The sequence below is a fragment of the Lentzea sp. NPDC004789 genome (assembly GCF_053601075.1).
In genome coordinates this window covers 765586-783844 of record NZ_JBSGBE010000001.1, presented here as the reverse complement: position 1 = coordinate 783844, position 18259 = coordinate 765586, and the positions used below count along the sequence as shown (strand labels likewise).

The 18259-nt window shown below is 69.8% G+C and carries 23 protein-coding genes; 16 read left to right on the top strand and 7 right to left on the bottom strand.

The genetic code is table 11. The features are described 5' to 3' along the window. Window positions 1-9 precede the first annotated feature (9 nt). Window positions 10-558: a type 1 glutamine amidotransferase domain-containing protein gene (locus ACWEIJ_RS03920; RefSeq protein WP_449835648.1), complete on the top strand. Its 549-nt coding sequence runs from the start codon at window positions 10-12 to the stop codon at window positions 556-558. A 27-nt stretch (window positions 559-585) separates the two neighbouring features. Here the strand turns inward: ACWEIJ_RS03920 and ACWEIJ_RS03915 are convergent, their stop codons facing one another. Continuing rightward, on the bottom strand, window positions 586-1338 hold the full coding sequence (locus ACWEIJ_RS03915) for a MerR family transcriptional regulator (RefSeq protein WP_449835647.1): 753 nt from the start codon (window positions 1336-1338) through the stop codon (window positions 586-588). 151 nt (window positions 1339-1489) lie between these two features. Between ACWEIJ_RS03915 and ACWEIJ_RS03910 the strand changes: the two genes are divergently transcribed. Next, window positions 1490-2050 carry a YbaK/EbsC family protein gene (locus tag ACWEIJ_RS03910; RefSeq protein ID WP_449835646.1) on the top strand — a complete coding sequence of 187 codons (561 nt, stop codon included), beginning with the start codon at window positions 1490-1492 and terminating at the stop codon, window positions 2048-2050. Here the strand turns inward: ACWEIJ_RS03910 and ACWEIJ_RS03905 are convergent. Then, on the bottom strand, window positions 2027-3094 hold the full coding sequence (locus ACWEIJ_RS03905; protein WP_449835645.1) for an LOG family protein: 1068 nt from the start codon (window positions 3092-3094) through the stop codon (window positions 2027-2029). The genes ACWEIJ_RS03910 and ACWEIJ_RS03905 overlap by 24 nt on opposite strands. 125 nt (window positions 3095-3219) lie before the next feature. Here ACWEIJ_RS03905 and ACWEIJ_RS03900 point away from each other — a divergent pair, with 125 nt between their 5' ends. The 8 genes from ACWEIJ_RS03900 (at window position 3220) to ACWEIJ_RS03865 (ending at window position 8690) form a co-directional block, all read left to right on the top strand. Continuing rightward, window positions 3220-4194: an aminotransferase class III-fold pyridoxal phosphate-dependent enzyme gene (locus tag ACWEIJ_RS03900; protein WP_449835644.1), complete on the top strand. Its 975-nt coding sequence runs from the start codon at window positions 3220-3222 to the stop codon at window positions 4192-4194. Between the two features lie 55 nt (window positions 4195-4249). Further along, window positions 4250-4678, top strand: a complete 429-nt coding sequence (locus ACWEIJ_RS03895; RefSeq protein WP_449835643.1) for a hypothetical protein — start codon at window positions 4250-4252, stop codon at window positions 4676-4678. Then, window positions 4675-5079, top strand: a complete 405-nt coding sequence (locus ACWEIJ_RS03890) for a hypothetical protein (RefSeq protein ID WP_449835642.1) — start codon at window positions 4675-4677, stop codon at window positions 5077-5079. The genes ACWEIJ_RS03895 and ACWEIJ_RS03890 overlap by 4 nt, the downstream gene beginning before the upstream one ends. 84 nt (window positions 5080-5163) lie before the next feature. Next, entirely contained in the window at window positions 5164-5682 is a 519-nt protein-coding gene (locus ACWEIJ_RS03885) for a WXG100 family type VII secretion target (protein ID WP_449835641.1), read from the top strand. Further along, on the top strand, window positions 5679-6479 hold the full coding sequence (locus tag ACWEIJ_RS03880) for a hypothetical protein (RefSeq protein WP_449835640.1): 801 nt from the start codon (window positions 5679-5681) through the stop codon (window positions 6477-6479). The genes ACWEIJ_RS03885 and ACWEIJ_RS03880 overlap by 4 nt, the downstream gene beginning before the upstream one ends. Then, the gene (locus ACWEIJ_RS03875) at window positions 6476-7819 is read left to right on the top strand and encodes a lipase family protein (RefSeq protein ID WP_449835639.1); all 1344 of its coding nucleotides are present in this window, start codon (window positions 6476-6478) and stop codon (window positions 7817-7819) included. Before ACWEIJ_RS03880 ends, ACWEIJ_RS03875 begins: the two co-directional genes overlap by 4 nt. A 2-nt stretch (window positions 7820-7821) precedes the next feature. Further along, window positions 7822-8286, top strand: coding sequence for a hypothetical protein (locus tag ACWEIJ_RS03870; RefSeq protein ID WP_449835638.1), 465 nt, complete (start codon window positions 7822-7824; stop codon window positions 8284-8286). 8 nt (window positions 8287-8294) lie between these two features. Further along, window positions 8295-8690, top strand: coding sequence for a YbaB/EbfC family nucleoid-associated protein (locus ACWEIJ_RS03865; RefSeq protein ID WP_449835637.1), 396 nt, complete (start codon window positions 8295-8297; stop codon window positions 8688-8690). Between the two features lie 4 nt (window positions 8691-8694). Here the strand turns inward: ACWEIJ_RS03865 and purU are convergent, their stop codons facing one another. The 4 genes from purU to ACWEIJ_RS03845 are packed head-to-tail and all read right to left on the bottom strand — an operon-like array spanning window position 8695 to window position 11592. Next, window positions 8695-9546 carry a formyltetrahydrofolate deformylase gene (gene purU / locus ACWEIJ_RS03860; protein ID WP_449835636.1) on the bottom strand — a complete coding sequence of 284 codons (852 nt, stop codon included), beginning with the start codon at window positions 9544-9546 and terminating at the stop codon, window positions 8695-8697. Between the two features lie 37 nt (window positions 9547-9583). Further along, the gene (locus ACWEIJ_RS03855) at window positions 9584-10309 is read right to left on the bottom strand and encodes a maleylpyruvate isomerase N-terminal domain-containing protein (protein WP_449835635.1); all 726 of its coding nucleotides are present in this window, start codon (window positions 10307-10309) and stop codon (window positions 9584-9586) included. 9 nt (window positions 10310-10318) lie between these two features. Beyond that, entirely contained in the window at window positions 10319-11125 is an 807-nt protein-coding gene (locus ACWEIJ_RS03850) for a class I SAM-dependent methyltransferase (RefSeq protein WP_449835634.1), read from the bottom strand. Next, on the bottom strand, window positions 11104-11592 hold the full coding sequence (locus tag ACWEIJ_RS03845; protein WP_449835633.1) for a DUF2505 domain-containing protein: 489 nt from the start codon (window positions 11590-11592) through the stop codon (window positions 11104-11106). The genes ACWEIJ_RS03850 and ACWEIJ_RS03845 overlap by 22 nt, the downstream gene beginning before the upstream one ends. Between ACWEIJ_RS03845 and ACWEIJ_RS03840 the strand changes: the two genes are divergently transcribed. Together ACWEIJ_RS03840 and ACWEIJ_RS03835 are read left to right on the top strand one after the other, a co-directional pair. Continuing rightward, a complete protein-coding gene (locus ACWEIJ_RS03840) occupies window positions 11591-12691 on the top strand; it encodes a UDP-N-acetylmuramate dehydrogenase (protein WP_449835632.1) in 1101 nt (366 codons plus the stop codon). The two genes, ACWEIJ_RS03845 and ACWEIJ_RS03840, sit on opposite strands and share 2 nt — an antisense overlap. 76 nt (window positions 12692-12767) lie before the next feature. Then, window positions 12768-13781, top strand: a complete 1014-nt coding sequence (locus tag ACWEIJ_RS03835; protein ID WP_449835631.1) for a hypothetical protein — start codon at window positions 12768-12770, stop codon at window positions 13779-13781. Here the strand turns inward: ACWEIJ_RS03835 and ACWEIJ_RS03830 are convergent. Then, window positions 13735-14466, bottom strand: a complete 732-nt coding sequence (locus ACWEIJ_RS03830; protein ID WP_449835630.1) for an SDR family oxidoreductase — start codon at window positions 14464-14466, stop codon at window positions 13735-13737. The genes ACWEIJ_RS03835 and ACWEIJ_RS03830 overlap by 47 nt on opposite strands. A gap of 82 nt (window positions 14467-14548) precedes the next feature. On the opposite strand from ACWEIJ_RS03830, the gene ACWEIJ_RS03825 reads away from it, so the two are divergent. The 4 genes from ACWEIJ_RS03825 to ACWEIJ_RS03810 all read left to right on the top strand — a co-directional run bounded on the left by ACWEIJ_RS03825 (window position 14549) and on the right by ACWEIJ_RS03810 (window position 18240). Then, window positions 14549-15688, top strand: coding sequence for a L,D-transpeptidase (locus ACWEIJ_RS03825; RefSeq protein WP_449835629.1), 1140 nt, complete (start codon window positions 14549-14551; stop codon window positions 15686-15688). A 67-nt stretch (window positions 15689-15755) separates the two neighbouring features. Beyond that, on the top strand, window positions 15756-16520 hold the full coding sequence (locus ACWEIJ_RS03820; protein WP_449835628.1) for an alpha/beta fold hydrolase: 765 nt from the start codon (window positions 15756-15758) through the stop codon (window positions 16518-16520). Next, a complete protein-coding gene (gene mshA, locus ACWEIJ_RS03815) occupies window positions 16517-17764 on the top strand; it encodes a D-inositol-3-phosphate glycosyltransferase (protein WP_449835627.1) in 1248 nt (415 codons plus the stop codon). The genes ACWEIJ_RS03820 and mshA overlap by 4 nt, the downstream gene beginning before the upstream one ends. Next, window positions 17761-18240, top strand: coding sequence for a YbjN domain-containing protein (locus ACWEIJ_RS03810; protein WP_449835626.1), 480 nt, complete (start codon window positions 17761-17763; stop codon window positions 18238-18240). The genes mshA and ACWEIJ_RS03810 overlap by 4 nt, the downstream gene beginning before the upstream one ends. Window positions 18241-18259: the final 19 nt, after the last annotated feature.

Below are 18259 nucleotides of genomic sequence, written 5' to 3'. Positions count from 1 at the left end.
CCGAATTGCATGGCTGAGCAGAAGAAGATCGCATTCCTGGTCGACACGGAGGGCATCGAGCAGATCGAGCTCACCGACCCGTGGACGCACGTCGAGAAGGCCGGTGGAGTACCGCGCCTGCTCGCGCCGAAGCTCGGTGAGGTGCGCGGCTTCAACCACCTCACGCCCGCCGACGCGTTCCCGGTCGATCTCACCTACGCCGACGCGACCGCGGACGACTTCGACGGTGCCGTGATCCCCGGTGGTGTGGCCAACGCGGACTTCCTGCGCATGGACGCCGACGCCGTCCAGCTGGTCAAGGACCTGGTGGCGGCGGGGAAGCCGATCGCGTCGATCTGCCACGGGCCGTGGTTGCTGGTCGAGGCCGACGTGGTGCGCGGCAAGATGCTGACCTCGTTCCCCAGCCTGCAGACCGACATCCGCAACGCGGGCGGTGACTGGGCCGACGAGGAGGTCCGGGTGTGCGACATGAACGGGTGGACTCTCGTCACCTCGCGCAACCCGGATGACCTGCCCGCGTTCAACCGCGAGGCGCTCAAGGCCTTCGGTCTGGACTGATCAGGGTCTGCAGCCCCTGATCAGCTCTTAGAGACGCGTCTGCGCGTAGTGCGTCATCGCGTCGTGCATCCACTGAGCGGTGCCCTCGGCGTGGGCGTCCAACTGCGGCTTGAACTCGCCCTCCAGGTAGAGGTCGGCCAAGCCCGCGTAGGACTCCCGGTTGGGCGTCCAGCTGAGGCGCACCCACGCGTAGTGGCGCTCGATCAGCTCAACCGCCTCGGGCGCGTCCACCGGCGTGTTCGCGGTGAACAGCTCCGTGGCGCGCGTGACGACGTCCTGCCACTCCTGCAGGAACCTGTCGGCATCGGCCTTCGTGGCGCCCTGCCAGCGCTTCTTGCTGTCGGCGAGGTGCTCCTTGACGCCCTCGCCGAAGCGGTCGACCAGCTGCGCCTCGTACTCCTTCTGCTTGGCGGCGTCGAAGCCGTCGAACAGCTCTTCCATCTTCACTTCGTCCCCTCCTTCCAACTCGGCGATGGTGCGCGCGACGGTGTTGGTGAGCCGGTCCAGCCGTTCGCGTTCGTCCTGCAGCCACCGGTGGTGGTTGCGCAGGATCGTCAGCTGGTCCGTGCCGTTCAACATCTCCGCCACCACGTCGAGGCCCAGGCCCAGGTCGCGCAGCAGCAGGATCTGCTGCAGGCGGTGCACCTGCTCCTTCTCGTAGTAGCGGTAGCCGTTGTCACCGATCCAGGCCGGTGACAGCAGACCGATCGAGTCGTAGTGCCGCAGCGTCCTGGACGTCACCTTCGACATCCGGGCCACCTGGGCGATCGACCAGGCCATTTCGGTTCCCCTCTCGCGCTGACCACCACGCTAAAGGTTGACGCAGCGTCAAAGTCAACGCGACTTTTCGCAGTACGCGGGGAGCTTTCGTACTCTCCTGGCGCACGGGAGGTCCCCGCGTGCCAAAAGGCAGAGGGGGTGCGCTGGCAGGATGGGGTGGGTGTGGACCATCGCTGGATCGTTGGAACCCGTACCTGTGCTGTCGCGCCTCGACCTGGTGCCCGCGCCCGTCGAGGCCGCGCTGAAGACCCTGGACGGCGCGGACCGCGTCGCCGTCGCCGAGATCGACGCGTCGCTGGCCGACACCGCCGAGTTCTGCGCGCACTACGGCTCGCCGCTCGAAGCCTCCGCGAACTGCGTGGTCGTCGCGGGCAAGCGCGGCGGCGAGATCCGTTATGCGGCCTGCATGGTGTTGGCGACCATGCGCGCGGACGTGAACGGTGTCATCCGCAAGCGGCTCGACGCGCGCAAGGCGTCGTTCGCGCCGATGGACGAGGCCGTGGCGTTGACGGGCATGGAGTACGGCGGCATCACGCCCATCGGCGTGCCCGCGGACTGGCCGATCCTGGTGTCGCCGGAGGTGGCCGCCGCTCCCGAACTGGTCGTGGGCAGCGGCATCCGCGGCAGCAAGATCCTCATCCCGGGCGACGTGCTGATGAAGCTGCCGGGCGCGGAGGTCCTCCCGGACCTAGCCCGTGTACTTGACCAGTAGCTCGACCGCCTCGTCGATGTCGTCGGTCACGAGGATCCACTGCTCGGCCTCCCGGCCCGCCGCCAGCTTCTGCACGAGCGGCGCGGCCGGCACCTCGTCGGTCCAGAAGTCCTTGCCCAGGAACACCATGGGCGCGGCCGGGCCGACGCTGCCGTAGTAGTTCTGCGTGAAGTCCTGGAAGACCTCCTGGACCGTGCCGGCCTTGCCCGGCGTGTAGACGATGCCGCCGGTCGCGACGGTCAGCAGGCCCTCCTCGCGGACCGAGTTCGCGAAGTACTTGGCGTGCAGCTCGCAGGCCGGGTTGGGCGGCTCGTGGCCGTAGAACCAGGTCGGGATGCCGATCGTGCGCGGCTCGGCGAAGCTCGGGACCTCCGGGAACGCCGCGAGCCACCGGCCGATCGACTCCTCGTCGTGGCCGAACGACGGTGCCTGCGCGAGGGCGTCGAGAACTGCCGAATCGACCTCCCCGAGCCGGACGCCCAGCGGCACGGCCTCCATCGCGCCCGGTCCGCCGCCGGTCAGCACCGTGAAGCCGGTCTTGCCCAGCGCCGCGCCCAGCGAGACCGCGTTGCGGTAGCCGTCGGAGCCGCGGGCCAGCGCGTGCCCGCCCATGACCGCGACCGGTGAGCCCGTCAGCGTCTCGTCGAGGGCCTCGGTGATCGAGTGGTCGTGCAGGCGCTCGGCCAGCGCGTGCAGCGGGTCCGGGTGGTGACCCTGCCGCTTGCTGTGCCGGTAGATCACCGCGTCCGGGGTGTCCGCGTACGACTTGGGATTCGCCGGGTCGAAACCGGCGAACAGCTCGGCAGGCGTGTACAGGCACGAGCGGTACACGTCGTACGGCACGTCGGGGATCACCGGGAAGATCAGCGCTCCTGCGGCCTCCGCCCTGCGCTGCATGGTCTCGCTGAGGGCGCAGCCGAGCAGCAGCGCGCCGTCCAGGGGCACGCGCACGTCCTCGCGCGTCAGATCCAGGCCGATGATGACGGCTTTGCGCAGGTCGGGCTCGGCGCGCAGCTGGTCCAGGTCGGTGATTTCGGTCCGCACGAAAGAAAGCCTATGCCGGAGGCGAACCAACGTGGCGCGGAATCCGAATGAGTAGTGGGAACCGAGGTCCGCTCGTCATCCGTCGAGCGGCCGCGGGCCGCGCTGCCCAGGAAAGGTTCCCCGCAATGGCTACCCAACAGCTGACCGGATGTGCCGCCCGTGGCGCCCGAGTGGTGGATCCCCACCGCGTCGAGTACCTGGACTGCGGTGGTTACGGAGTCCCTCTGCTCGGCCACGCCCACCCGGCGGTGGTGCAGGCGGTGGTCGGCCAGGTGCGCCGGCCGTCGCTGCTGGACCGCCTCATGCTCGACCTGGTCACCCCCAACGGCCTCGACCACCTGCACGTCTTCCCGTCGGCCTCCGAAGCCGCCCAGTTCGCCGTTGCCCTGGCTCAAGCCAATGGCCGTCCGCGAGTGTTGACCACGGGCGAGGTCCCGTACGGCGGCATCGACTCGTTACGCGCGACCCTGGCCTCCGGACCACCTGCGTGCGTGCTGGTGGAACCGGTGCGAGGGGTGTCCTTGCCTCCCGACGGCTACCTGCGCGCGATCGCCGAGGTGTGCCACGAGCAGGACGCGCTCATGATCGTCGACGAGACCCGCACCGGCCTCGGCCGTCTCGGCGTGTGGTGGGGCTGCGACCTCGACGGCGTCACCCCGGACATCCTGCTGGTCGGCGAGGGCCTCTCCGGCGGCGTGCTCCCGATCGCCGCCGTCGTGGCGTCCGCGGCCGTCGAGGTGCCGTTGTGGCGCGGCCCGGAAGCCGTGTCGCCGCTCGCGTCGGCCGCAGTCAACGCCTGCCTGCGCGTCACCGCGACGGACGGCCTGGTCGAACGGGCCAAGCTGCTGGGCGACGAGCTGCTGTACGGACTGCGCGCCGTCGTCGCCGGCAAGGCCCACGCGTCCGGACGCGGTCTGCTGCTCGGCGTCGAACTGCCGGACAAGCGTGCGGCCGACGTCTTCACCGGCGAACTGCTGCGGGCGCGGGTGCTCGCCGACTTCCGCGGCCGGACGGTGAGCTTCACGCCTCCGGCCGTCATGTCGGCCGCGGACGCCGGGTGGCTGGTAGAGGCGGTGGGCAGGGCCGCCGCCAGGATCTGACGTTCGCCCGGCGGGCACCGCGCGCTTCTGCCAATATCCACGGCGGGGGTGCGCGGTGCTCAGACTTCTTCCGGTTCTCCTCCTGCTGCTGACGGGATGCAGCGTGCTGGAGAACTTCAACGCCGACGTGAACGCCGTCGGCAGGCAGATCGTGGCCGACTGGAAGCAACGGCCGGAGGTCGCCGCGGCGCAGTTCGAGTACCGGCACGGCCTCGACCTCGGCGAGAGCATGACCGTCGAGGTCATGGTGCACGCGGACAAGATCACCGAGTCCACCGTCCGCGACCTGGTGGACATCGCGAAACGCGACTACTGGCGCGGTACGTGGCGTGACGTCGGCACCGGCTACCTCGTCTACTCCACCGACGACCCGCCGTACGCGGACAAGCCCGGACAGGCCAAACCCATTGCCAAGGGCAGCATCGAGTTCGACGGCGAACCCTCGGCCAGCTACGGCCCCCGACCGACGCGGCCGAGCAAATGAGGCGGCTCGCGCTGCTGGCGCTGCTGATGCTCACCGCGTGCGGCACGTCCGACGACACCGTCGAGGACCTGGGCGACCGCATCGAGTCGGACCTGAAGGCGCACGACGGCGTGTCCTCGGTCGAAGTGAAGTACACGACCGGTATGGACCACCGGCAGTACCTCAGCGTGAAGGCGACCGTGCCGGACAAGGCGAAGGCCGACGAGGCCGTGGAGATCATCCGGCGCGACTACTGGACCGGCACCGGCCGCCGGGTCGACTTCCGCATCCTGTTCACGTCGCCGTCCGGGGCCGAGATCGTGGCACGTGACGAGATCAAGTTCGCGCTCGGTGACGTCGTCGAGATGGAGCGCAGGTACGGGCCGCGTTCGGAAGCCGGGGAACTCGAACCCGGCCGCTGAGCAGTTCCGCTCATCTTGCCCGATTCGGTGTGCATCCTCTTGATCAGTCGTGGTTTGCTCTTCTGCGACTGAACGGGGGTAGGGGTGTACGGCAATCCGGACGAGCTGGACCGCATCGCGGGCGAGATCGAGAAGCGCGCCGAGTCGGTGCGCACCCGCGGCACCGAGATGAACGACCGCGCGCGGGCGATGCAGTGGAAGTCGGTGGCCGCCGACCGCTGCCGCGACACCGTGGAAGCCGACCGGCGCAAGCTGTTCCAGGCGGCGGAAGGCCTGGACGGGGCCGCGGCGGCACTGCGCAGGCACGCCCAGGAGGTCCGCGAGATGATCGCCGCGATCAAGCGGATCGCCGAGGCCGTCACCGGGTGGTTCACCAGCGCGATCGACACCTTCAACCGGGCCGTCGACGCGTTCAACAACGCGGTCAAGGACATCGCGAACGGCGTGGCCGACGCCCTCGGATTCGGCGGCGGTCAGGCACCGCAGCCCCCGCAGCCGCCGTGGGCCGGCTGGAAGTGGGGTCCGGACAACCTGCCGCCGCACGGCGACAAGGCGTGGCTCGAAGTCGGCGAGTACATGCGCGGTCAGGGCGTGCCCGCGTGACCCCGGCACCGCACCGGCTCGTGCTGTCCGCCGGAGAATTCGCTTACCTGGTCGAGAAGACCGGTGTCGACCTGCCACCGGACTGGCGGCCCGCCGAGGACGTCCAGATCGGCCCGGCCGAGGCCGGTCTCACCAAGAAGCGCGTCGTGACGGGCGTCGGCGACGAGGCCGAGGTGCACCCGTCGGTGGAACGCAACCTGCAGATCCTTGCTGCGCCAACGGTTCTGCTGGACACCATCGCGTCCATCGGTGACAAGAGCTCGCACAGCGTCCACGCGGTCAACGGCCCATTGGGTGCTTCTCTCTTCGCGTTGGGCGACGGCGCGGTCGAGCTGTCCATGTTCGCGTCCGTCGACCTGGGCAAGGAACTGATCCGCGCGGTGCCCCCGGAGGAACCCGCCGGTACCAGCCTGGAGTCGCGACTCGGCGGCCTGCAGGACGCGGAGCCCCTGCGCGGCCGGCTGCCGTTGGAGGCGTTGCAGGAGATGGGCGCGGCCAGGCTGTTCCGCGCCGCCGACCCGGATGCCCCGGCCGCCGTGCTGGCGCAGCTGAACCTCTCGGGCGAGGAGGCGTCGCTGGCGCGCGCCGTCGCCGAGCAGACCGACGGCGCCCTGCGCTGCCTGGTCCTCTGGGCCAACGGGACGTCCCAGGTCAACTGGGTGCACACCACCGGTGGCTGGAGCGGACTCGACCCAGAACCGGACGGGTCGGGCCGCCGGATGGTGCGTCTCGAACCGGCACGACGTGAGGACCTGGGCACCTGGGTGGCGCCCGCGGTGGCGGGAGCACTGGCATGACGATCTCGAACATCCAGGTCGAAGGCGGCGCGGGCGGCGTCCAGGCCAAGTTCGGCGACCTCGCCGCGATGGGCGACCTCACCGCCGACGTCGCCGGCGACACCCTCAAGACCGCGGTGGCCGGCCACAAGTTCCTGGCCGAACCGGACGTGCTGGCCTCGTCCCTGCTCAACCCCGGCGGCGTGGCCAAGTTCGAAGCCGCGATGGCCGTCGCCCTCGACGGACCCAACGGCCTCACCGCCACGTCGGCCGGCATCGGGTTGCGCGGCGAGGCGCTGAAGGCCACCCGGATCGCCTACGAGATGGCCGACGAACTGGCCGCGAAGGGCCTGGACGCCGGTCGCTGGTTCGCGGGCCTGGCGGTCGCGACCAACCCGCTCGGTGCCGCCGTGGTCGGCGGTGGCTCGATCGCCGCCGACGTGTACCTCAACTACGACGGCGACTGGGAGAAGTGGCTGGTCAACCACCCCGGCATGGTCGACAACCTGGTCGGCATGACGCCGGGGATGCTCAGCGCGCTGGGAATCCCGATGGACCTCGCCACCAGCCTGGACCTGCTGGCCGCGACCTACCCGGACAGCGACGCGAAGGTGACCGACTCGCGCACGTCGAACCCGGACGAGCCGAAGAACCTGGGAGACCTGCTCGACGGCCTGGCCAGGCGCAACGACTCGAAGAACCTGGAGGACAGAGCCCATCCGGATCCCGCCAACCTCGACGTCCAGATCATCCGAGATGCCAACGGCAAGGTGACCGGGTACGTGGTCGACGTTCCCGGCACCAAGGAGTGGAACGCACCGTTCACGACCAAGGGTGCGAACGATCTTGGTACCAACGTCGATGCGATGGCCGGCAACAACACCGTGCTGCAGAAGGGCATCGAGGAGGCACTGCGCCGAGCGGGTGCCCAGGACACGGGTGCACCGGTCATGCTCGTCGGTCACAGCCAGGGAGGCATCGTCGCCGCCCAGGCGACAGGTGACCTCGTGGCTCACGGGTACAACGTGACGCACGTTCTCACCGCGGGTTCACCGGTCGGCCGGATCGACGTGCCGGACAACGTCCAGATGCTGTCGTTGGAGAACCGGAACGACATCGTCCCGCACCTCGACGCTTCCGACAATCCTGACCTGCCGAACCGGACGACGGTGACTTTCGACAATCAGGGGAACTCGGTCGGGAAGAACCATCAGATCCCGGAGAACTACACGAGCGCGGCGCGTGAACTCGACAAGGGGGCGAACCCTTCGGTTCAGCGTTACAAAGACGGTCTTGGCGCGTTCACCGGAGGCAGTTCATCCGAGATGCACACCTATCGCATCGATCGTGAGGGCGAGTAGAAATGAGCCTGCTTCGGGCGGTTTCCATGCTCGCCGCAGTTCTTCTGCTGGCGAGCTGTGGCGGAGCGAAGAAGGAATCGTCGACGTTCGACAAGGTCGTTGACGAGCTGGGGAAGAAGATCGTCGCGGACTGGCAGGCGGTGCCTGGTGTCGCAGCCGCCAGGTACGAGTACACCCACGGCCTCGACCTGGGACAGGGAATTGGGTTGGACGCCGCTCTCAAACCGGAGGTCGCGTCGGACGCCCTGGTTCAGGAGCTCGTCGAGATCGTGAAGCGCGACTATTGGCAGAGCACCGCCTCTGCGGTGATCGGCGCGGCGATGTACCGCTCGGAGAAGATTCCCGACGGTCCTGCCGCAGACAAGTCCATCATCATGTACAACGGGCCGGTCAAGATCGATGTCGACGACCAGGCGCAAGTGGCCGAGTTGACCGCGAAGTACGGTCCTCGTCCGGAGAAGAAATGAGCAGCTCGATGACCCCCGACGAATGGCTCGCCGACTTCGAGGCCAAGACGGCCGAGCTCCAGCGCAACGCGGCGGCCTTCCGGCGCAACCTCGAGTCCGCGGGCACGACCGTGACGACCGAGGACAAGGCGATCACCGTCACGGTCGCCCCGAACGGTGCGCTGCTCGACCTGAAGATCGAGGGCAACGCCGAGCTGGCGGGCAAGATCCTCGCGCTCACCAGGTCCGCTCGCGAAGGTGCCGCGACGAACGTGCTCGGCGAGTTCCGCCAGGTCGTCGGCGGCCACGCGAACGAGCTGGACACCGACGTGTCGGTCCCGGCCCCGCCCGCACCCGAACCGAAAGCCGCCCAGCCGGAAGAGGACTTCAGCGAGAAGACCGTCTACCGCAAGGAAAGCTGGTAAGACCTCAGAAGATCACCGTCTGGTTGCCGTGCACCAGCACCCGGTCCTCCAGGTGCCACCGCAGTCCGCGCGCCAGCACGACCTTCTCGATGTCCCGGCCCTTGCGCACCATGTCCGCGACGGAGTCGCCGTGGTGCACCCGCAGCACGTCCTGCTCGATGATCGGCCCGGCGTCCAGGTCGGCCGTCACGTAGTGGCACGTGGCGCCGACCAGCTTCACGCCGCGCCGGTGCGCCTGGTGGTACGGGCGGGCGCCGATGAACGACGGCAGGAAGCTGTGGTGGATGTTGATCGTGCGGCCCGCCCAGGCCGCGCACAGCTCCGGCGGCAGGATCTGCATGAAGCGCGCCAGGACCACGGCGTGCGGGTCGTGCTTGTCCACCAGCTGCCGCAGCTGGGCGAACGCGGCCTGCTTGCCCTCGGGGTCGTTCGCGGGGAACGGCACGTGGTGGAACGGGATGCCGTGTGCGCGCGTGATGTCGCCGAGCTCCGGGTGGTTCGCGACGACCGCGGACACCTCGACGTCGAGCTCACCGGTCGCGACGCGGGCCAGCAGGTCGTAGAGGCAGTGGCCTTCCTTGGAGACGAGGATCACCACGCGCTTGCGCGAGCCCGTGTCGGTCACCGTCCACGTCGACTGCGCGCCCAGCGAGGCGGCCACGTCGGCGAACCGGGCGCGCAGCTCGTCCACGCCGAACGGCAGCGAGTCCGCGCGGACCTCCTGGCGGGTGAAGAACCAGCCGGTCTCCGGGTCGGTGTGGTACGCGGCCTCGACGATCCAGCCGCCGTTGTCCGAGAGGAACGACGAGATCCTCGCGATGATGCCGGTGCGGTCGGGGCAGCCGAAGGTGATCACATAGCGACGTTCAGGAGATGGCACGCCGCAGAAGTATTCACGGCCTGGGCACCGCCGCCAACAGGGACTCGTCTCCGGTCACGATCGCGTGGCTCGGGCGGCCCCACAGCTTGCGGTAGATGGCGTCCGCGGTGCCGACGAGGGTGACGTCGGCGTCGACGGCCGAGCCGTGCACGGCGGAGACCACCAACGGCTCACCGGCGGCCAGCAGGACCTCCCACGTGCGGCCCGCGTCGGCGGCGTGCACCAGCAGCCGGCCGGTGACCTCGATGGCCCGGCCCTTCTGCAGCTGGCGCGGGACCATCACGGTGAGGAACTCGTCGACGCCGTCGGCGGCGAACTCGGAGTCGAACAGCAGCGTCGGCACGTCGTGGCCGGTCGCGAGCTCGGCGTCCAGGCGGTGGATCGCCGTCTCGTGCGCCTGCCTGCGCGCCCACCAGCCCGCGCGGTTCGTGCCGTCGAACGTCCACGCCGGACGGTCGCCCGGGGTCTCGCGCAGGTTCGCCACGAGCGTCGACACCGCGTCGTCCCACCAGGTGAGCGCCTCGTCGAAGTCCCGCGGCGGCGTCGGCCACTCGGGCAGGCCCGCTTCGGGGGCGGTGACGACGGCCTTGCCCGCCCACGAGTGCACGGCGGCCTGGTGCCGCACCAGGTCCAGCACCGTCCACTCCGGACACGACGGGACCGCCGCGTCCGGACCCGCCTTGACGGCGGCCGAACGCATCAACGATGCCTGAGTCTCGATCTGCGCGACGAAGTCCACAAATCCACACTAGGGCGCCACGGCCGCCCATTCGAGCGAGATTTCCCCGAGACGCCAACGACGCCGGTCGTCCAGCACCGGCCAGCCCCGCTCGGCCAGCAGCCGCGCCGACTCCACCCACCGCGCCCGCGGCCCGAACGGCGCGAACGGTGCCGCCGTGGCCCAGCACGCGTCCAGCTCCGCCAGCAACGCGTGCACGCGCTCACCCGGCACGTTCTTGTGGATCAACGCCTTGGGCAGCCGCTCGGCGAGGTCCGACGGCACCTCGATCCCGGACGGCTTGCACGCCAGCGTGAACGTCTGCGGCCCGTCCGCCGACAGCGTCACCCACGTGCACCGGCGGCCGATCTCGTCGCACGTGCCCTCGACGACCAGCCCGCCGGGAGCCATCCGCGAGAGCATCGTGTCCCACGCCTCGAACGCCTGCTCCTCGGTGTACTGCCGCAGCACGTTGAACGCGCGCAACAGCACCGGCCGCGCTCCGGCCAGTTCGAAGCCTCCGCGCCGGAAGTCGAGCCACGGCGGGTCGGCCACCGCCTTGCCTGCCTCGACCCGGTCGGTGTCGATCTCCAGCCCGAGCACGCGCACGTCCGGCCGCACGGCACGCAGCCGCGCGGCCATCTCGACGGTGGTGATCGGCGACGCGCCGTACCCGAGGTCGACCACGAGCGGGTCGGGCACCGAGGCCAGGAACGACGAGAGCGTCCCGGTCATCCACCGGTCGACCCGGCGCAGGCGGTTCGGGTTGGTCGTGCCGCGCGTGGGCAGGCCGAGCGCACGGGCCCGGCCGGCCGCTAGCCGCGGTTTGCGAGCCATTCCGACGTGAACTCGCTCTCCTTGTCCAGCAGCACCGCGACCTGCTCGGCGATCAGCTTCTCGAGCTTGCCGCCCACGAGCGGGATGCTGACCTTGACCTCCCCCGTGAGGGTGAGCTTCGAGCCGGAACCGTTGCCCGTGATGGTGAACGCGCCGTCCAACCGGCCAGGCACGCCGTTGATCGTCACCTCGACCGTGCCCGCGCCGGCCGCCCAGTTCTCGACGCGCTGGATCACGAGGTCGCCGCCCAGCAGCGACTTCGCCATCGACGGCAGGTGCTCGGCGGGCACACCCTGCTTGAGCTGGTACGACGTGCGATCACCTGCGCTGGAGAACGTCACCAGCTCGGCGTCGTTGCCGCCGATCGCGGCCAGCCGGTCCCGCAGATAGGTCTCGTCGACCATCGCGCCGAAGACCTTCTCCGCCGAATGGGGTGACGTGGTGTGGTGCTCGATGCGGCGTGCCATGTCGCGGAGGCTACCGTTGACGTCTGTGACCACCACGCAGTCCGTACCTCTGGCCGAGCGCACCACGCTCCGACTCGGTGGCCCGGCCGCGCGGTTCGTCCACGCCACGACCGCCGCTGAGCTGGTCGAAGCCGTGCGAACAGCCGACGCCGCCAACGACGAGAAGGTCCTCGTGCTCGGCGGTGGATCGAACCTCGTGATCTCGGACGGCGGCTTCGACGGCACCGTGGTGCACGTCGCCACCAAGGGCTTCCGGCTCGACCCGCTGGGCGGCGGGATCGTCCAGTTCACCGTCGAGGCGGGCGAGGAGTGGGACGCGGTCGTCGCCGAGGCGGTCGCGCAGGGCCTCGGCGGCCTCGAGTGCCTGTCCGGCATCCCCGGCCTCAACGGCGCCACGCCCGTGCAGAACGTCGGCGCGTACGGCGTCGAGATCTCCCAGGTGCTGCAGTCGGTGGATCTTCTCGACCGGCGCAGCGGCAAGGTGCACCAGGTGCCCGCGGCGAAGCTCGGCCTGGACTACCGCACCAGCGTGCTGAAGGGCACGGACAACGCTGTCGTGCTGCGGACGAGGTTCTCGCTCACCGCGGGCGGCATGTCCGCACCGATCCGCTACGCCGAGCTGGCCCGCGTTCTCGGTGTAGCGCAAGGTGATCGCGTCCCGGCCGACGAGGCCCGCAAGGCCGTGCTGGAACTGCGCCGCGGCAAGGGCATGGTGCTCGACCCGGCCGACCACGACACGTGGAGCGCGGGCTCGTTCTTCACCAACCCGATCATCGACGACTCGACGTTCGCGGGCGTGCTGATCCGCATCGCCGAACGCCTCGGCTCGGACGTCGACGTGCCCACCTACCCCGCGGGCCCCGGCCAGAAGAAGCTCTCCGCGGCCTGGCTGATCGAACGTGCCGGGTTCCGCAGGGGCCACCAGGGCCCCGGCGGGCGGGTGTCGCTGTCCAGCAAGCACACGCTGGCCCTGACCAACCGCGGCGGCGCGTCCACCGAGGACCTGCTCGACCTGGCGCGTGAGGTGCGCGACGGCGTCCGTGCGGCGTTCGGCGTGGAACTGCACCCGGAACCGGTCTTCGTGGGCGTTCAGCTGTAGGTCTGTCCGGGTGACTCCATGTGACGAACCACTACCGCGCGTGTTTCATTGAGGTAGGTGGGGAACGGAGGTCGCGGTGAGCCACCTCGACGACGACGCGCGCGAGGTCATCAGGCCGGTCAAGCGCATGGTCGAGGACGAGTTCCTGTCCAGGCCGGGCGTGATCGGCGTCGACATCGGCGAGAAGTACACCGGCGGACGCCCGACGGGCCGGGCCGCGATCGTGGTCTACGTGTGCGCGAAGGGACCGGAGCACCCGCGGCAGATCCCGCCGGAGGTCCGCGGCGTGCCGACGGACGTGATCGCCGAGTCGATCGTGCTGCACCGGGCCAGGATCACCCGCACCGCGGACGACCATCCCGTTGTGGCGGAACGGCATCCGGTGTTGCAGGGCGGCATCAGCGTCGGCCCGGCGCGGTCGGTCCGGGTCGTGCCGCCGGAGGTCCCGGCAGCGGGCGAGTACGTGATCGCCGGCACGCTCGGCGCGTTCGCGGTGACCCGCGAGGAACCGCGGAAGGTGCTGGGGCTCACCACTTTCCACGTCGGCTGTGTCGACGACTCGTGGGCGGTGGGCGACGCGTTCGTGCATCCGTCCAGAGTGGACGGTGGGGTGCCCGGTGCGGATCAGGTCGCGGTGCTCGACCGGGCCGCGCTCGCGGGCGCGGTCAGCGCGGCCGGGCTGAAGATGGGTGCGCGGCCGTTCCGCGCGGAGGTCCTCGACATCGGTGCGCTCACCGGCACGGCACCGGCCACGATCGGCTCGTCGATCCGCAAGTACGGCCGGACCACGGGCCTGACGCACGGCATGGTCGCGTCGACGGACATGACCCTGAAGCTCGACTTCGGCGACGGCATCGGCGTCAGGACGTTGCGCGACCAGATCCGCGTGCACTCGTCGGAACGCTTCGGCGACCACGGCGACAGCGGTGCGGTCCTGGTGGACGCGGACAACCGCGTCGTGGGCCTGTACGTCGCCGGATCGGGCACGACCGGGTTCGCGAACCCGATCGAGCCCGTCCTGCGTCAGCTGGACGTGGAGCTGCTCACACCCGGTGTACCCGAGTCGCGGAGACCTGAGCCCGCGGCTTGAGCACGATCTCGTCGAGGTTCACGTGCGACGGCCGGGTGACCGCGAACGCGATCACGTCGGCCACGTCGTCGGCGGTGAGCGGGGTCAGGCCCTCGTAGACCTTGGCGGCGCGCTCGGTGTCCCCGCCGAACCGGTTGGCCGAGAAGTCCGTCTCGACCATGCCCGGCAGGACCTCGGTGACCCGCACCGGCTGGCCGAGCAGCTCGCCGCGCAACGTCCGGTGCAGCGCCGACTGCGCGTGCTTGGCGCTGGTGTAGCCGGAGCCGTTGTCGTACGCGTCACGTGCCGCGACGGAGGTCACGGACACGATGTGCCCGTCGCCGGACGCGATCAGCTTCGGGATGAACGCCTTGGTCACCAGCAGCGTGCCGAGGACGTTCGCCTCCCACATCCAGCGCCACTCGTCCGGATCACCTTCGGCCACGGTGGAAAGCCCGCGCGCACCGCCCGCGTTGTTCACGAGGACGTTGGCCTGGGGTACCCCCTCGGCGAAGGCGGCGACGGAGGCCTCGTCGGTGACGTCCAGCGCGATGGCCGTCCCGTCGATCTCCTTCGCGATAACGTGGAGACGGTCCAGACGGCGTGCGCCGAGCACGACGTGGAAACCCTCGGCGGCCAGCCGCCGGGCGGTGGCTTCGCCGATGCCCGCACTGGCTCCGGTCACTACTGCGACAGGTCGATTCACACCCTCGATCGTATGTGTGTGACCGACATCACTCGCACCGTCACCTGGTCCTGCACGTCCACCATGGTGGGAGGTCGAAACCGTGAAGAGAACACTTGTCGCGCTGGTCGCCGGGCTGACGCTGCTGACCGGCTGCTCGAGTGTCGAGGCAGGCTCGCCCAAGGCGGACACTTCGCAGCCATCCGCGAAGGTCACCCTGTCGCCGGTCGACGGCACCAAGGACGTGCAGGTCACGACCCCGGTCCAGGTCACCGTCGTGGACGGGACGATCGAGTCCGTCTCGTTGAAGTCGCCCGAAGGCAAGGACGTCAAGGGCACGATCACCGAGGACAAGTCGGGCTGGACCACGGCCGAGCCGCTGGGCTACGGCAAGACGTACAGCTACGCCGGCAAGGTCGTCGGCAAGGACGGCAGGCCGGTCGAGCTGAAGGGCTCGTTCACCACCGTCGCGCCGGGGTCGCAGACCCGCGCGACGCTGTGGCCCGGCGACGACCAGACCGTCGGCGTCGCGGCGCCCATCATGGTCAAGTTCGAAGCACCGGTCCAGGACAAGGCGACCGTCGAGAAGGCCCTCAAGGTCACCAACTCGGCGAACGTCACCGGCACCTGGGCCTGGCTGAGCGACCAGGAAGTGCACTACCGGCCGGAGAAGTACTGGCCGGCGAACACCCACATCAAGGTCGAAGCCAAGCTCTACGGCGTGAACTACGGTGGCGGCGCGTTCGGCAAGGCCGACGTGTCCAGCGAGTTCAACATCGGCCGCAACCAGGTCGTGCAGATCAACAACCCGACGCACCAGCTCGTGGTCCTGCGCGACGGCCAGCAGGTCGCCTCGTACCCGGCCTCGTTCGGCCTGGACAACGACGCGGAGCGGACCACGCCGAACGGCACGTTCGTGGTCATGTCGAAGAACGACACCTGGTCGTTCGACAACCCGCGCTACGGCTACACCAACGTCGTGAAGAAGTGGGCCGTCCGGTTCTCCAACCACGGCGAGTTCATCCACGAGAACAACGACAACGCCGGCAACATCGGCAAGAACAACACCTCGCACGGCTGCGCGAACCTGCTGGAAGCCGACGCCAAGGCGTACTACGACTCGGCGATGATCGGCGACCCGGTCGAGGTGACCGGTTCCATCACCACGCTGCCCGCCCAGTTCGACTGGTACGACTGGCAGATCCCGTGGGAGCAGTGGAAGAGCAAGTCCGCGGCCAAGTAGGCCTCGGCCCCCGCGTTACCTCCGGGCCAGCGGGAATTCGTCCCCCGACCAGGTCGTTCGTACGGGTGTGCAGCTCACACACGTGACGGCGGCCGGCGGGGGACGACTGGCCGTTCGTGAGGCAGGACCGCTCGACGCGCCGCCGGTGGTGCTGATCCACGGCTGGGCGCAGACGGGCGCGGTCTGGGACCTGCCCTGCCACCGGACGTACGCCGTCGACCTGCGCGGACACGGCGAGTCCGACGACTTCGGCGACTACCGCGATTCCGCCCGATGGGCCGCGGACCTCGAAGCTGTTCTCGATCACACCGGTCCGGCGACCGTCGTCGGCTGGTCCTACGGCGGGCTCGTCATCGCCGACTACCTGCGTTTCCACGGCACCGCGAAGATCAACGCGCTGGTGTTCGTGAGCGCGATCACCGAGATCGGCCGTGGCCGCCCTGGTGGCGAGACCGGACCTGTGATGCGCAAGGCACTGCCCGGTGCCATCACCGACGACGAGGTGATGGCCGAGTTCTGCCGGGCCATGGCACCCGCGCTGCCTGCCGGGACGGTCGGCGAACTCACAGCCGCCGCGACCTCGGTGAGCCCTAAAGTGCGAGGTGAGCTGTTCCGCAGGGATGTGGGCAGCGCTGACGTGTTGACCGCCGTCGACGTGCCGACCCTGGTGGTGCACGGAACTCAAGACGAGGTGGTCGCCCCTGCCGCCGCCGAGTACTCCGCCGCCCTGATCCCCGGAGCCGAGTTGAGCCTGTACCCCGCCACCGCGCACGTGCCCTTCCTGGAGCGGCCCGACCAGTTCGCCGCCGACCTGTTGCGGGTGGTCCGATGAAGCGCGTCGCGGTGCTGTCGGTCCACACCTCGCCGCTGGAGCAGCCCGGCACGGGTGACGCGGGCGGGATGAACGTCTACATCGTGCAGACGGCCACGCGGATGGCCCAGCGCGGGGTCGAGGTGGAGATCTTCACCCGCGCCACGTCGTCCGAGCTGCCCCCGGTGGCCGAGCTGGCGCCGGGCGTGCGCGTCCGGCACGTCGCCGCCGGACCGTTCGAGGGCCTGGGCAAGGAGGAGCTGCCCGGCCAGCTCTGCGCGTTCACCGCGGGTGTCCTGCGCGCGGAGGCACGGCACGAGCCCGGCTACTACGACGCCATCCACTCGCACTACTGGCTGTCCGGGCAGGTCGGCTGGCTCGCGCGGGAACGGTGGGGCGTGCCGCTCGTGTACACCGCGCACACGCTGGCCAAGGTCAAGAACCTGGCGCTGGCCGAGGGCGACACGCCGGAACCGCGGATGCGGGTGATCGGCGAGGAGCAGGTGGTCAACGAGTCGGACCGGCTGGTGGCCAACACCGACATCGAGGCCGGCGAACTGATCAAGCTCTACGACGCGGAGCCGTCCAAGGTCGCCGTGGTGCCGCCCGGTGTCGACCTGGACAGGTTCACGCCCGGCGACCGCGCGCGGGCCAGGCACGGGTTCGGGCTGCCGCAGGACGCGATCGTGCTGGCGTTCGTCGGCCGGATCCAGCCGCTGAAGGCTCCGGACGTGCTGCTGCGCGCGGCCGCCGAGATGCTGGTGCGCGATCCGGGGCTGCGGTCGCGGCTGGTCGTGCTGATCGTCGGCGGGCCGTCCGGCAGCGGCACCGAGCGTCCGAAGGCGCTGGAGGAGCTGGCCGCGCAGCTGGGGATCACCGACGTGGTGCGCTTCCTGCCGCCGCAGCCCGGGCCGGCGCTGGCCGAGGTCTACCGGGCCGCCGACCTGGTCGCGGTGCCGAGCCACAACGAGTCGTTCGGGCTGGTGGCGCTGGAGGCCCAGGCGTGCGGGACGCCGGTGGTCGCGGCGGCCGTCGGCGGGCTGCCGGTGGCGGTCAACGACGGGGTGTCCGGGGTGCTCGTGCACGGGCACGAGCCGGACGCGTGGGCCGCGGCGATCGGGTCGGTGGCGTTGCCGCAACGGGAGCACCTGGCGAGCAACGCCGTGGGGCATGCGCGACGCTTCTCGTGGGACCGCACGACTGACGCTCTGCTGGCGGGGTATCAGGAAGCGGCAGAGGTGTTCCGCCGGGAGGTTTTCATTTGAGCCTGGACAGCGTGATCAAGTCCTTTCTGGACGAGCGCGAGCTGAAGCACGACCGTCGCGAAGAGGGCAAGTTCTTCGTGACGTTGCCGGGGACGAAGAAGCTGCAGACCAACGTGTGGCTGATCGAGACGACGCACGCGCTGCTGGTCGAGGCGTTCGTGTGCCGGCGCCCCGACCAGTCGTTCGAGGACGTCTACCGGTTCCTGCTGCGCCGCAACGCCCGGCTCTACGGCGTGCACTACACGATCGACGCCGAGGGCGACATCTACCTGGTCGGCCGGCTCGGGAAGCACGCGGTGACGCCCGACGAGCTGGACCGCGTGCTCGGTCAGGTGCTGGAGGCGGCCGACGGCGACTTCAACCCGCTGCTGGAGATCGGGTTCGCCGACGCCATCCGGCGGGAGTGGGCCTGGCGGGTGTCGCGCGGCGAGTCGCTCGCGAACCTGCAGGCCTTCCAACATCTCGTTTCGGACTAGGCGGCAACCCCAGGTCCGC